Annotated in this window: 11 protein-coding genes; 10 read left to right on the forward strand and 1 reads right to left on the reverse strand. The window is 36.4% G+C overall.

The window, feature by feature from the left end; translation table 11 throughout:
* Positions 1-50 precede the first annotated feature (50 nt).
* The 3 genes from CKV81_RS00355 (at position 51) to CKV81_RS00370 (ending at position 2576) form a co-directional block, all read left to right on the forward strand.
* Positions 51-1070, forward strand: a complete 1020-nt coding sequence (locus CKV81_RS00355) for a WD40/YVTN/BNR-like repeat-containing protein (protein WP_095069309.1) — start codon at positions 51-53, stop codon at positions 1068-1070.
* Between the two features lie 108 nt (positions 1071-1178).
* Positions 1179-1421 (forward strand): hypothetical protein, encoded by a 243-nt coding sequence (locus tag CKV81_RS00360; RefSeq protein ID WP_095069311.1) that lies wholly within the window; start codon positions 1179-1181, stop codon positions 1419-1421.
* Positions 1422-2105: 684 nt separating this feature from the next.
* The gene (locus CKV81_RS00370) at positions 2106-2576 is read left to right on the forward strand and encodes a GNAT family N-acetyltransferase (protein WP_095074099.1); all 471 of its coding nucleotides are present in this window, start codon (positions 2106-2108) and stop codon (positions 2574-2576) included.
* A gap of 30 nt (positions 2577-2606) precedes the next feature.
* Here the strand turns inward: CKV81_RS00370 and CKV81_RS00375 are convergent, their stop codons facing one another.
* A complete protein-coding gene (locus CKV81_RS00375) occupies positions 2607-3677 on the reverse strand; it encodes a tyrosine-type recombinase/integrase (protein ID WP_095069313.1) in 1071 nt (356 codons plus the stop codon).
* Between the two features lie 434 nt (positions 3678-4111).
* Between CKV81_RS00375 and CKV81_RS00380 the strand changes: the two genes are divergently transcribed.
* The 7 genes from CKV81_RS00380 (at position 4112) to CKV81_RS00410 (ending at position 14961) form a co-directional block, all read left to right on the forward strand.
* Complete coding sequence (locus tag CKV81_RS00380) at positions 4112-5329, forward strand: site-specific integrase (RefSeq protein WP_095069315.1); 1218 nt, start codon at positions 4112-4114, stop codon at positions 5327-5329.
* A 285-nt stretch (positions 5330-5614) separates the two neighbouring features.
* Positions 5615-6508, forward strand: a complete 894-nt coding sequence (locus CKV81_RS00385) for a hypothetical protein (protein ID WP_095069317.1) — start codon at positions 5615-5617, stop codon at positions 6506-6508.
* A 145-nt stretch (positions 6509-6653) separates the two neighbouring features.
* A complete protein-coding gene (locus tag CKV81_RS00390; protein ID WP_095069320.1) occupies positions 6654-6935 on the forward strand; it encodes a helix-turn-helix domain-containing protein in 282 nt (93 codons plus the stop codon).
* Between the two features lie 94 nt (positions 6936-7029).
* On the forward strand, positions 7030-9177 hold the full coding sequence (locus CKV81_RS00395) for a VapE domain-containing protein (RefSeq protein ID WP_095069321.1): 2148 nt from the start codon (positions 7030-7032) through the stop codon (positions 9175-9177).
* Positions 9178-9484: 307 nt separating this feature from the next.
* Positions 9485-12382, forward strand: coding sequence for an SNF2-related protein (locus tag CKV81_RS00400; protein WP_095069323.1), 2898 nt, complete (start codon positions 9485-9487; stop codon positions 12380-12382).
* A gap of 26 nt (positions 12383-12408) precedes the next feature.
* Complete coding sequence (locus CKV81_RS00405; RefSeq protein WP_169842751.1) at positions 12409-14034, forward strand: RNA-binding domain-containing protein; 1626 nt, start codon at positions 12409-12411, stop codon at positions 14032-14034.
* Positions 14035-14211: 177 nt separating this feature from the next.
* Positions 14212-14961, forward strand: coding sequence for a hypothetical protein (locus CKV81_RS00410; RefSeq protein WP_095069327.1), 750 nt, complete (start codon positions 14212-14214; stop codon positions 14959-14961).
* Positions 14962-15027 lie beyond the last annotated feature (66 nt).

Genomic DNA, 15027 nt, shown 5'->3' on the forward strand with positions numbered 1-15027 from the left:
GCCCGGCTTTATGTCGGGCTTTTTTTTATTTTTGAATTTCAATTAGAAACATGAAACACCTAATTTCTTTACTGATATTTTTATCTGCGACTTCTTCTTTGTTTGCACAGAAACTGAAGATGGAAACCCTGTTCCAGGATAAAATAAGCATCCGCGCCATCGAAATATGGAATAACAGAGTATATTATACAGGTACCGAATCCAAATTCGGTTACGTTTCACTAAAAGATTCTGCGGACAGAAAGCAAATCCGGCTGTCCGGAGATAAACTGCAGTTCAGGACACTTGCACAGGACAGGAATACCTTCTATACCATCAGCATCGAGAGCCCTGCGCAATTTTTCAGAATTGACAAAAAATCTCTGGAAAACAGAATCATTTACACAGATACAGAGAAAAATGCATTTTACGATGCGCTGATCTACAGTAACGGGATGTTTTACACCTTCAGTGATCCCAATCCGGACCTCAAACTGAAATTTGCAGAATTCAACTACTGGAATGAAAATTTTGTGTCAAAATTTTATACGGAACCGCAGTTAAAAGAAGGTGAGGCCGCATTTGCCGCCAGCAATACCAATATTGCCGCCAGTAACCGCTATCTTTGGATTGCCACAGGAGGAAAAAGTTCCCGCATACTGCGCCTTGACCGCAAGAACAGAAATTTTGAAATTTTTGAAACCCCTTTTATTCACGGAACGGTTTCACAGGGGATATATTCCATTGATTTTCATAAGGATAAATTCGGAATTGCAGCAGGAGGCGATTATACCCAACAGGAAGCTAATTTCAACAACATTGCCACTACAGATAACGCCGGACAAACATGGCAAATTCAGGCGAGCGGTAAGAATGCCGGATACACCACCTGCGTAAAAATCCGCCCCGGCTCAAAAGGAAAAGAAATTATTGCCGTGGGCGACCGGCATATATCTTACTCAAATGATTTCGGGAAAACATGGAAAGTGATTTCAGAGGAAAAGGGATTCTATGTTGCGGAGTGGTTAAACAGAAAAACGGTCGTACTCGCCGGGAAAGACCGCATAGTAATGGCAAATTTTGTATTTTGATCTATCAAAAATTAGTTAAAACTGCCAAGCTGTAAGCCGTTGTGCGCAATTTGACAAAATTTCGTTTTAAATAGAAAATTAAATTTAATTTTGATAAAAAGATTTAAAATGAATACAGATTTACAAATACAAAATAAAAAACTTGAATTAATTCAATGGTTATCAACTATTGAAGACTTGCATATTCTTGATAAAATTTCGGATATGATTTCTTGCGAGCGAAAAAAAGATTGGTGGGACGACATTTCTGAGGCTGAAAAAAGATCAATTGAAAAGGGAATTGCACAAGCGGATGCAGGAAAATTGAATCCACATTCTAAAGCAAGAAAAATTTATGGAAAAAGAATATGAAATCATTTGGACGGATCTTGCGTTAGAAGAACTTGCTGAAACTTTTGAATATCTTGAAGAAAATTTACCGAAAAGGAAGTTGACAATTTAGGAGATGAAATCGAGCGAATTCTTGCGATAATTTCTGTAAATCCACAAATATTTCCAATTTCAAGTAGAAAGAAAATTAGAAAGGCTGTGATATTAAAATTTAATACAATGTATTATAGAATTACCGGAAATCATATACAAATACTTTCTTTTTTCTCGAACCGCAAAGATCCGGAAGGCGAAAAAATATAAAAAAACTACAGATAACAGCTAAGTTCTCGTTTCGTGCGAAGCGCCAACAGTGAAAAACCTGTTGAGCGGAAACTTCGGGAGTTTTTTCAGCATTATGGGTTTATCGGCGAAGGATTTTAGAGATTTACAGGGGATTTCTGGAAGAACCTCTTTTTTGGGCGGTTCACCCGTTTTTAGCTTAATTTTACAAAGTTACAGTTAGGTGGTTGTTAAAGCTGCCGAAGCTGTAGTTCAGCGGATCTTTAAGTTATTAATTTCTTTAAAAAAATACAAAAATCTATAATAAATCTGTTATTTCTCCAATATATTTTTGGTTTTAAATTGAATGTATACTGTGGAAGAAGTGCTGTAAGCAGGGAAGAACAGTCGTTTAAAAAAATCTATAAAGTAATAGTCCGGCAAATGAGTAAAAAAAACGTGGTTGAAATCATAGAATTTTCAGAAGAGTTATCTGAACCAATTAAGACACTGAATTACGAGTGGCTTGAAAAATATTTTCGTATAGAAGAAGGTGATGTTACATCTCTTTCAGATCCCCAAAAGCATATCATAGACAAAGGCGGCCATATTTATTATGCTAAACTCGATGGTGAAATTGTTGGTACAGCCTCACTGTTAAAGAAAAGTGAAACGGCTTACGAATTAGGTAAATTGGCTGTCAGCGACAAAGCACAGGGACACGGTATTGGGACAATATTGATTGAACATTGCTTAAATATTGCCAAACAAAAACAAATAACGACACTTATTTTATACTCAAACACAACGTTGCAATCGGCTATTCATTTATTTAGAAAATACGGGTTTGAGGAAGTTGAACTGGAAAGTGGAGTTTACGAAAGAGCAAATATCAAAATGGAGAAACACTTTTAAACAGGAAAGAACATCCGTTTTAGAAAAAAATTATAAAGAATCCAGCGGACTTTTTATCCTGGACTTTGAAAGGTCTGTCACATGCGTGTAGATTTGGGTGGTTTTAATGGAATTATGCCCAAGGAGCTCCTGAATAAAGCGGATATCGGTTCCTGTTTCCATTAAGTGAGTGGCAAAACTGTGGCGCAATCCGTGAATACCAACTTTCTTGCGAATGCCTACCTTTTCCATCGCCTTCCTAAATACCGCCTGCGCAGACCGTACAGAATATGCCTCGCCTTCTTTACCCTCGAAAAGGTAAACCTTTGGGCGGTAGGTCAGGTAATATTCCCGCAATTCTGGCAGTAAAGTTTGTGGAAGTACGGCGATGCGGTCTTTTTTACCTTTTCCCTGTTCGATGCGCACCAGCATTTCCGCACTGTCGATATCGGAAAGTTTTAACGCTACCACTTCACTCACACGGAGCCCCATGCCGTAACACACTTTCAGAATAAGTGAATGTTTGGGATTTTCTGTGGCAGCTATTATTTTCTTGATTTCAGCTTTGCTGAGCATTTTGGGAAGCAGCAGTTTTTTCTTTGGGCGCGGAATGTCGAAAAACATTTTTTCGCGGTGGAGCACTTGCTCAAAATAAAACTTTACGGCATTCATGCGGCTGTGGATTTCGCTTTCCGAGAGTTTCAGTTTTTCGTGGCAGTAGAGGAAATAAGATCGCAAACGTTCGGGAGAAAGCTCCTGCACGGGATAACTTTTTAGGATGTAGAGCAACTGTGCAAATTCTATGCTGTAAGTGCGTATGGTATTTTGGCTGTACCGTTTCAGCAGGAGATGTTCCCGGAAACGCTGGAACTCCGGCAAATTGACAAGGTGAATTTTGGAGAGTACTGCCTTGCCAATTATTTTCTCGGGCAGCCCAAAAAGTTTGCGGTAGTGCCTGCTATCAGTAACGTACCATTTTTTTTGTGACGCGGACCACCGTGCTTTTGTGTGTTCGCGCAGAAAGGAAATGAGCTGCCGGTCTTTTTCAAACTGCACCCAAATGACGTTGGAGCCGTTGTGAGTTCCGGAGGAAAACTGAAATCTTTTGTCTGAAAAATCCATACAACCACTGCGTATTTTGTATATATTAAAAAAAGCTAAAATCAGATGGCGTTGCACGTCGTCCTTACGCCAATAATTTAAAATACGCAATCCAAATATAGCTATAAAATATTAATATACAAATAGTTAATGAGGATTCAAAAAAAAATTAACATTTTTTGATGTTTGATTCAAAAATATTCATATATTTGAGTGTTATACGATTTATTCAAATCAATTATTCAAAATGCTCTAAAATGCCTATTAAATGGCAATTTACTGAATTTAACATATTAAAATAAAGCATAAAAAAGCATAGAAATATGCTATTTGTTGGACTAAATGTTTTACCTTTGTATTAGGTTGCACTACTTTAGTAATCACCCTGTTCATCAGGTTTCATTCCATTACACAAAGTTGCACAAAAAACTAGTATTAACCTAGTATTTATCGGTATGGCTTCAGTAAAATTAATTCTTAGACTGCAACAGGCAGATGCAACAGGCGCCTGCCCTCTTTATATTCGGGTTATTAAAGACCGAAAATCCAAGTTGATAACAACAGGTCTGAAACTTCTACCTAAAGATTGGGATGAAGCAAAGCAGAGAATAAAAAAGAGCATGAAAAACAGTGCTCGGTACAATGCTTTTTTAGATCAGAAAATTGCTGATGCTTCTGCGCTAATTGCAGATTCAGAAAGAAGGTCTAAAAATATTACCGCAAAAAAACTCAAGGAAGCAATTAAGGGAAAAGACAATGTTGAATTTTTTAAGTACTCAAAAGACAAACTAAAAAAACTTCAGAAAACTTACACTGTGAGTACCTATGATAATTACCTTGCCCAGTTACAGAAGTTTGAAAATTTTGTGAATGATGGTGATTTATGCTTTCATGACATTGATATAGTTCTACTTCAGGATTATATGAATTATATGGCCAATACTTTGAAAAACAATAAAACTACCCAGAAATTGGCTATGATTGTTCTTTCTATAATGTTCAAGTACGCTCAGGCAGAAGGATTAGTTGAAGATAGTCATTATCCGTTCAAGAATTTGAAATTGGAAGTTGCTCCAAGCAAAAGACAATTCCTTACCGAGGATCAGTTTGAAATGGTACGCAAACTAAAAATAAACGGCATTGGTAAAAAGGAACTTTATAGGGATTTATTTGTGTTCTCTGTATCTGCAGGTGGACTTCGTTTTTCTGATGTAATTACATTGCGTTGGAAAGATTACAATGAGGAAGAAAATACCATAAACAAACAAATCACAAAAACTAAGCGGATCCACAGAATGAAAATTGGTGAAACGGCCATTAAGATTATCAAGAAGTATAAAACTGAAAATCCGGAACCGGAAGACCTAATTTTCCCTGCAATTAAACAGACAAATTTCCATTCCCTTTCAGATATTGAAAAAGACAGAATCATTACCAGCGCAAACAGATTATGCAGCACTCATTTGGATAATATTGGAAAAGAAATAAAACTGCCTTTCAAACTCACCTATCACTTAAGCCGACACACTTTTGCGACTATGGCGCTTAATAAGGGAATGCGTATTGAACATGTTTCTAAACTAATGGATCATGCCAAAATTAGTACTACCCAGATCTATGCAAAGATTATTGATGAAGAATTGGACAAAGCGGTTGACACCTTTGTAATTTAAAATATAGTACCAAAATCCCCTGAAAAGGGATTTTTTTATTTACCTCAAATTTTCCTTAAAAAATATTACACTGACTTTCAAAATTTTGCATTAAAAAACTGTCATTGCGGATAACTCACTCTTGATATTTGCGTTCTGCTTCATTATTTTCGTAGTAGGATGAAAAAGCAAAAAAAATGCGTAAAATTCGAAAAAATGCTGATTGATTTTTGCTAAAAATCTACACAATGAGTAATAATTGTAATTTATTTTTAAAATATAACTTCATAACTATTTTTTCAAATTATGGACACCCATCTTCTGAAGGAAACTGCACCTTTCGTGCAATTCTCGTCCGTAAAAGTTACGGATGACTTTAACCCGTTATTCGATATTGAAAAAATACCCAAACAGTCTTTAGAAGATTACTGCCAGCAACTGCTGAAACTTTCATTTTCAATTCCACATTCCGAAATTCCTGCCTTTATTTGCCACCACTGTAACCTGGTGAAAGAACCTTTACTATGGCTTAACAAATTTGAGAAACTGTTGACGGTGAATGATGAACTTTTTTCCGGTACAAGAAAGCAAAGCCGGCTGATGAAATTTTATGCCTGCATCGAAACCAAAAGAAACAAAATTCTGGAAGAAGCAGAAAAAACGGAAAAGAAAAAACCTGCAAAAAAATACATCAACGCCGAAAGCGAAGAACGTTATTTCTCATTCCATGAACTCAAAACAGAATTGGCAAAACTCAGTACAGATGCCGAAAGAATTATGCTACTCACCAAAGAAAAATTTGAATACCAGCAGTCCTGCATCGAAACGATAAACATCAATACCCTTGCTTATGATGAACAGTGCGAAAAGGAAATACAGCAGATTTACGCCATGAGAAAACTGCAGGAAGAAATGGGAAAAATGTTTTCGCCATCCACTCCCGAAACTTCTGCAAAAGAAAAAATCAATTTGCATGGTCCGATTAATATTATTACCAATGCTTTCAAACAGATGATGACCTCTGTAAAACCAAACGGTAAACCTTATATCCAAAAACGAATTAAGGATATTGCTGAATTCATTTCAGAGAATTTTGCTGATGAAAACGGAAATCCGCTGTCAAAAGAAACCTTGCAAACCTATCTTTCACCAGGAAGAAATGACAAGGATCCGAATTCCGACATGCAAATCAACTTTTAGTCCGATTTTTAAACAATAGTTTAATTTTTCAAATACTTAAAGTCCAGTTAGTTACAAAGAATTTAGTCCGATCGGACTAAATCGAACTAATCGGACTTTTTTCTTTTTTAAACCTTTGCTCCATAATCTTAAAACAAAAATTTTTATGGAAGCAATCATTTTATCCAAAGACCAGTTCGAACAGTTAATCGCTAAAATCGACGACATCAACGAAAGACTCCAGAGTACCAACCCGCGCAAAACAGAAACCTATCTGAACAACAAACAGTTCATGGAAATGATGGATGTTTCTCTGCGCACCGCACAAACCTGGAGAGACGAAGGAAGAATTACCTTTTCACAGGTCGGTAACAAAATCTACTACAAACTTTCTGATGTAGAGAAATTCATGCAGGACTACCGAAATTCCGCATTTGCCAAGCGTTAAGCAAAAGACGCCCTCTGACAAATTCAAAAAAGCCCATGCTTACGCTTTGGGCTTTTTTAAAATCTCAAATCTCAAACTTTAAATTTCAAATTCTATGAAATCTTCACTATTTAAAAACTTCAACGAAGTCACAGAAAACAAAGACATCCTCAAAATCCTGGAAGAAATCAAAAACGGTACTTACAGAAACCAAATTACCTACCTCAGAAAATCCCTTGCCGAGGACAAAAAAGAAGCCGCAGAAAGAGCCAAAAAATCCCTTCCGGCATTCACACCTTCTGCAACATTCAAAGGCGGAAGAAAAATGGAATTTCTCACCAATTACAACGCATTGGTAGTATTAGACATTGATAAGATTACTCCTGAAAAACTCGCTGAATGCAAATCAATACTGAATTCCAATGAATATGTTTTTGCTTACTTCGTCAGTCCTTCAGGAAACGGTCTGAAAATTTTTGTACAAGTAGATTCCGGCAAAGATGAACACAAAGACGCTTTTCTGGTCCTTCAAAAATATTTTGAAGAATTGCTGCAGGTAGAAATTGACAAATCCGGTAAAGATGTATCAAGACTTTGCTTTTGTTCCTTCGATCCTGAATTATACGTGAACGAAATTTCCGAAGTATTTTTCGTGATTGAAAGCCGAGAAGTCTGTCATTCCGAGCAGAGCGAAGGAATCTCAAAACATTCAAATAATCCGCAAGTGGATTATAATGTTTTGTACGAAGACGCAGTCCGTTTCACCGAAAAGAAAATCCAGTTTACCGAAGGTAACCGCAATAATTTTGTGTTTCAACTCGCCAACAATCTCAACAGAAAAGGCGTTCCTGAATCCTTTGCATTGGGCTACATTCTGGCTGATTTCAATTACGACCAGTCCGAAGTGATGAACGCTGTCAAAAGCGCGTATTCCAACACCGGCGACTTCAATACAGACACCTTCCAACCAAAACAAAAATCAAACAAATCCGAGAAATCCACGACCGTAAAAAAATCTTCTGAACCAGACGAAAACGAAGAGGAATTACCCCCATTAATCGACCGCTTAGAAAACTTCCTGAACAACCGCTACAAATTCCGCCACAACGAAGTATTGGGAAAACTGGAATACAAAAGAATAAACGGCAAAGCCTGGAAACCAATAACTGATTTCAAAGAAAACTCAATCCTCCGCGAAATCCAAAAGGCAAAAGTAAAATGCAGCATCAATTCCTTACGGAATCTCCTGCATTCAGACTTCTGCGAAATGTATGATCCATTCAAAGATTACTTTGATAACCTTACAGAATACGACGAAAGCAAAGACTATATTGAAGAACTTGCCTTAACCATTACCACTACAAAACCCGACCTTTGGAAAGTATGTTTCAAAAAATGGTTCGTGGCAATGGTTGCCTGCGTCCTGAATGAAAAACAAATCAATCAGACCGTAATAGTATTTTCCGGCAAACAGGGCTTAGGAAAAACAACCTGGATTGAAAAACTAATGCCCACAGAACTGAAGCAGTATATCTTTTCCGGGACCATCAACCCCAACAACAAAGACACCCTAATTCATTTAGCAGAATGTATGTTAATCAACCTGGACGAATTGGAAAACCTGAACAGAACTGAAATTGGCTCGCTGAAAGAAATCATAACAAAAACCCACATCAGAATGAGAAAAGCCTACGGACATAATAATGAAAATATGCCGCGCCGCGCGTCTTTTGCAGGCAGTGTAAACACTGCGCAATTCCTGAACGACACAACCGGCTCACGCCGTTTCCTATGTTTTGAAGTGGAACACATAGAATACACCCACGAAATTGACATCAATAAAGTCTATTCACAGGCATTAAAACTCCACAAGGAAGGTTTCCGCCATTGGTTCAATCAGGAAGAAATCAAAGATATAAACATCAATAATGAACAATATCAAATCAAAAGCCCGGAAGAAGAACTGTTGTTATCCTGGTTTAAAGTTGCCGACAGAGAAACAGCCAATGCTTATCTTTCCACCACGCAGATTGCAGTAAAACTGGCTGAAAAAACCAAACTGAATATTTCAGATGCTGCAATAAACAAACTCGGCAAAGCACTTAAAAAACACAGTTTCTTAAGATTAAAAAGACAGGGCGTTTATGTTTACGCCCTTTATGAAAAAACATTTGATGAAGTGGAAGCAGAAAACGGTTTGGTCTCAGATGATTCCTTACCAAAAGAAAATCCAGTTCAAAGTCAGTTCAGGTTTCAAAATTAAAAAGGGTGCGAAAAGCACTCTTTTTCTTTTGTTTTAGGGGGTGGGTAAGGTAAGCGTTTTTTTACAAAAGACTTTTTTTATTTTTTCTTTAAAAATTTTCTACTCACTCTAAAGAATTTCTAAGCAAACCAGACGAAGCGGTTCACTCTTTTTCATTCTAATCATCGTATAAAATAGTTTTTTTTCAAAACAAAATTTTTATTTTTTCTTTATTAAAATCTTACTTACCCTACCTACCCACTTCCACAATTCACAAAAATTCTCTAATTTGCACAATTAACTAAAAATTAATAATCGCTTTCATTTAATGAACTTTACGCCTTACCACGCTAAATTTTTATCTTACGAATTAACAAGACAACTTCCGGCTAATAGTTTAGGGAAGTTTACCGCATCCTTACAGGACGCACAGGTAGATTTAAACCCACATCAGGTTGATGCTGCACTGTTTGCTTTTCAGTCGCCATTATCGCAGGGGGCAATCTTGGCAGATGAAGTAGGACTCGGAAAAACAATTGAAGCGGGTATTATTTTGTCACAACAATGGGCGGAAAGAAAAAGAAGATTACTCATTATTACACCTGCCAATTTGCGTAAGCAATGGAACCAGGAACTTGCGGATAAGTTTTTTTTACCGTCAATAATTTTAGAATCCAAATCTTTTAATTACGAAATCAGGAAAGGAAATCTTAATCCTTTCAGCCGCCACGATGAAATCGTTATTTGTTCATATCCTTTCGCCAAAACTAAAGCACCATACATTGAACAAACCAAATGGGACTTAATTATAATCGATGAAGCACACCGTTTACGGAATGTCTATAAACCTTCCAACAAGATAAGTAACGCAATTAAAGATGCAACCCGTAATTATAAGAAAGTTTTACTCACCGCTACGCCTTTACAAAATTCTATTCTTGAATTATATGGACTGGTTAGCATAATCGACGACTATGTTTTCGGAGATATTAAAAGTTTTAAATCACAATACAGCAGAAACCTTGAAGAAGAAGATTATCTGGAATTAAGGAACAGAATTCAGCCTGTTATTCACAGAACACTTCGCAGACAGGTTTTGGAGTATATCAACTATACAGACAGAATCGCCATTGTAGAAGAATTTATCCCTACTGACGAAGAAACCGAGTTGTATGTTGGTGTTTCTCTTTACCTGCAGAGAGATAAACTGTATGCCTTGCCGAACAGCCAAAGACAGTTAATGACTTTGATTCTGCGAAAATTGCTCGCTTCATCCTCTTATGCTATTTATGGCACTTTAGATACATTAGTTAAGAAACTGGAAGCCATTTTAAAAAAACAGGAAGGAACCGACTTGCTTGATGAACTTGATGAAGATTATGAAACCGCAGATGAAGTGGCAGACGAATGGTTTGAAGAAGATGAATCAGAGGAAGATGAATTGTTTTACTCTGAAGAAGATTTAGAAAATATTAAGGCAGAAATTGAAGACCTCAAGAAGTTCAGGTCTTTAGCATATACCATAAGGAAAAACTCAAAAGCCGAACATCTTTTTGTGGCTTTGGAAAAAGGTTTTGCAGAACTTGCAAGATTAGGAGCCAATAAAAAGGCATTAATCTTTACGGAAAGTCGAAGAACGCAGGAATATTTATATAATACCTTGGAAGCACGCGGATATAAAGATAAAGTGATGCTTTTTAACGGGATGAATAACGACCGTAAATCCAAAGAAATTTACAAAAACTGGCTTAAAGAAAATAAAGGAACTGATAAAATTACGGGCTCGGTAACCGCAGATAAAAGAGCAGCATTGGTAGATTATTTCAAAAATGAAGCAACAATTATGATTGCTACTGAAGCCGCAGCCGAAGGTATTAACCTGCAGTTTTGCTCTTTGATTGTGAATTATGATCTGCCTTGGAACCCGCAGAGAATTGAACAGAGAATTGGACGCTGCCACAGATATGGCCAGAAGCACGATGTAGTTGTTATCAACTTCCTTAACAAAAAAAATGCAGCGGATGTAAGGGTTTACGAATTACTTGACGAAAAATTCCAACTGTTTAACGGTGTTTTTGGGGCAAGTGATGAAGTGTTGGGTGCAATTGGCAACGGTGTTGATTTTGAAAAGAGAATTGCACAGATTTATCAGGACTGCAGATCACCCGAGGAAATACAGTCCGCTTTTGATTCTTTACGGGATGAATTGAAACCTGAAATTGATGAACGGATGAAGTCCGTGAAATCAACATTATTGGAAAATTTTGATGATGAAGTGCGCGAAAAATTAAGAACCAATCAGGACGAAACGCTTCGGTTCCTGTCCCGATTTGAAGACAATCTCTGGAAGGTGACACAGTTTTTCCTCAAAGATTTTGCAAATTTCAATTCAGATTACAGTTTTAGTTTAAACCGCAATCCGTTTCCTGGAGAAGAAATTCATTCCGGACCGTATATGATTTTGAAAAGTTCCGAGGGCAAAAAGAAGTCTTCAATTGAGGTTCCGGATGATACAAATATCTATCGTGTTGGGCACAAATTAGCACAGCGGATTCTGGACACCTGCAAACAGAACACAACAGAAGAAAAAGAAATAATTTTCGATTATACTGCATCACAAAACAAAATTGCATACTTAGAAAAGTTTATTGGGCAAACCGGTGTGATGCAGGTCAGCAGTCTTTCGATTCATTCATTCGATCAGGAGGATTATCTGTTGGTTGCCTGTTATACCGAGGAGGGCGAAGTGTTGGATTCTGAAATGGCAGCACGCTTATTCTCACTTCAGGGTTCTGAAGGAAATTTTGTTGCAATAGATGAGGAATATAAGAAGACGCTTTCTGAAATCATTTTTGCTGAAAAACAAAAAATCATCAGTGAAAATGCAGAACGCAACAGGGATTTCTTTGATACAGAAATGGATAAACTGGATCAGTGGGCAGATGATATGAAAATCAGTCTGGAGAAAGAAATTAAAGATCTGGATGCCGAAATCCGACTGAAAAAATCTGAAGCCAAAAAAATTCTTAACCTAGAAAACAAAGTTGCAGCACAACGCGAAATAAAGGATTTAGAAAAGAAAAGAAATGAAAAAAGACAAGTCCTGTTTTCAGCCCAAGATGAAATAGACGAGCGTAAGGATAATTTATTGAATGACATTGAATCCCGCTTAAATCAAAAAATTGAAGAAAAAGAATTGTTTACCATTAATTGGAAGTTGATATAATGATGAGTAATGAGGAACTAAAAAAAATGGTAGATGAACTGCGTTCTTATTCCAAAGAAACTACTTGGATTGAGTTTAAACGCAATGATGCTACCGATAATCAACGGTTGGGAAGATATATTTCCGGCTTGTCCAATGCAGCCAGATTATCCAATGAACCTTTTGGCTATTTGGTTTTTGGCGTCGAAGATGATACTTGGGATGTTGTGGGAACCACTTATAATTACTTAAAGAGAAAAGAAAAAGGAAGTGATTTAGATTTTTACATTCGTAAAGGACTTACACCGTCTATATATTTTGAAGTGTTCCCGTGTGATTACAACGGAGATAAATTAATTATTTTCAAAATTCCTGCTTGCTCTTCTGTCCCAACAGAGTTTGAGAATGTGGCTTATATCAGGATAGATTCCCACCTTACAGAACTTAAAAAGTTTCCTGAACATCTTAAAAGAATCCTAAATAGCGACCGAGACTGGTCCGCTGAAATTGTTGAGAAAGCAACAATAAATGACCTGGATGCTGATGCAATAGCCAAAGCCAAAGAACTGTATAAAGAAAAAAATAAAAATAAATCTTTTTATAAAGATATAGATGGTTGGTCGGATGCAACTTTTTTAGACAGAGTTAAAGTTACCGCGCAGGGAAAAATTACCAATACAGCGCTAATTTTATTAGGCAAATACGAATCCGCGCATTTTCTTTCACCACATATTGCACAAATTACCTGGAAACTCGATACTGAAGAAAGAGCGTACGAACATTTCGGGATGCCTTTGTTTCTTGAAGTCAATAATATTTTGGCGAAAATCAGAAATGTGCAGTATAAATTTTTTCCAGACAATCAGTTAATATCGGTTGAAGTGGTGAAGTATGATAATGAAGTGATTCTGGAAGCCCTTAACAACTGTATTGCGCATCAGGATTATTTCCGCAATTCCAGAATTGTTGTAACCGAAAAAATAAACAAACTGATTTTTGAGAGTGCAGGCGGCTTTTTTGAAGGCAATGCTGAAGATTACTTTACTGGTGAAAAAACACCTAAAAAGTATAGAAATACTTGGCTTAAGGATGCTATGGTAAACCTTAATATGATTGATTCTATGGGATATGGTATTTTTAAAATGCTTAAAAGCCAGAAAGAAAGATATTTTCCACTGCCTGATTATTCCAAATCAACTTCAGATGAAGTTATATTAGAAATTTATGGTCATTCATTGGATGAAAATTATTCAAAACTGCTGATTGAAAACAAAGATGACCTGCATTTAACCGAAGTGGTATTGCTTGATAAGGTGCAGAAAAAACAGGAAATTACAGATCCTGCTGCTAAATTGTTACGGAACAAGGGGCTTATTGAAGGAAGAAAACCAAACTATCATATTTCTTCTTCTGTAGCATCGGTTACTGGAAAAGAAAAGGAATATTTGCAGGCAAAGGGCATTGAAGATGAATATTGCAGAAAGATAATGAAAGATTATATGTTGAAGTTTAACGGGGGTGAAAGATCAGACTTTGAAAATTTGCTTAAAGATAAATTACCTGATGTGCTTAATGAAAAACAAAAGAAAGATAAAGTAAAAAATCTATTGCAGGCAATGAAGAGAAACGATGAAATTTATCTTGATGGCAAAACCTGGCGTCTAAAACCGTGAAAAATTTAGACACGTTAGACGTCTTTTTAGACATCCGTTTCACAAAAAAGCCTGTTTTATCGGTCTTTTTATTCAAAAAAATTAGACATCTTTAGACATCTTTTAGTCGCTTGAGAGATCATAAACCAACAAAAAAATACTTCAAACTGCCTAAATTGAAATTATTAAAAAACCACTATGAAAGAAGTTTACCTCGCATATTTTGATTTTATGGGCTTCAAACAGTTTATACTCAATAATGAAGATGAAATATTGATGAGAAGAATGGGCCATATTTTTAGAGATATTGAAATTTGTATTGCAAGAGGAAATTATCATCCGCCTCGTGGAGGGGTTATCTATGCAGATACTTCCAAATCAAAATTGAATACACTCAATATTTCAGATACCATTTTATTCTGGACAAATGATTTATCGGAAGAATCGTTGGCTGAACTCATTGAAGTGGCTTATGAATTCAATTGGAAAGAGATTGGCTATAATTTTCCGCTTCGTGGAGCAGTTGTAAAAGGTAATGTGAGATTTGTTTCAGGTAGAAATGATAATCCGGAAGGAGGTTCTTATACAGTCCAGTGTCTTTATGGAAAAGGGTTGGTGTATGCACACGACATTGCAGAAAGTCAGGATTGGGCAGGAACCATAATTGATGAATCTGTGCTTGGTGATCTGGAAAAATTTGAAGAAGGTAAATCGCTTATTCAAAAGTATATGCTAGATTATGAGGTGCCGTTAAAAAAGAACGAACCACGTCCTTCCAAAGTATTTAAATTAAAGCAAGGATCACTAAATGAGGAATCTTTAAAAAATACCTTAAATATGGTAGATTACGTTTTTGCATTGGATAATAAAGGTATTGACCACGAAGACGTTCAGCGCAAAATTAAAAACACCAAACAATTTATAATTGATACAAAAGATATTTTATAAAACGCAAACAACCAATAACCATTAACCACCAACCAAGTACATTGTACTTTTTACATTGTACATTTT

Origin of the sequence: Chryseobacterium taklimakanense (genome assembly GCF_900187185.1) — a bacterium.
Classification (GTDB): domain Bacteria; phylum Bacteroidota; class Bacteroidia; order Flavobacteriales; family Weeksellaceae; genus Planobacterium; species Planobacterium taklimakanense.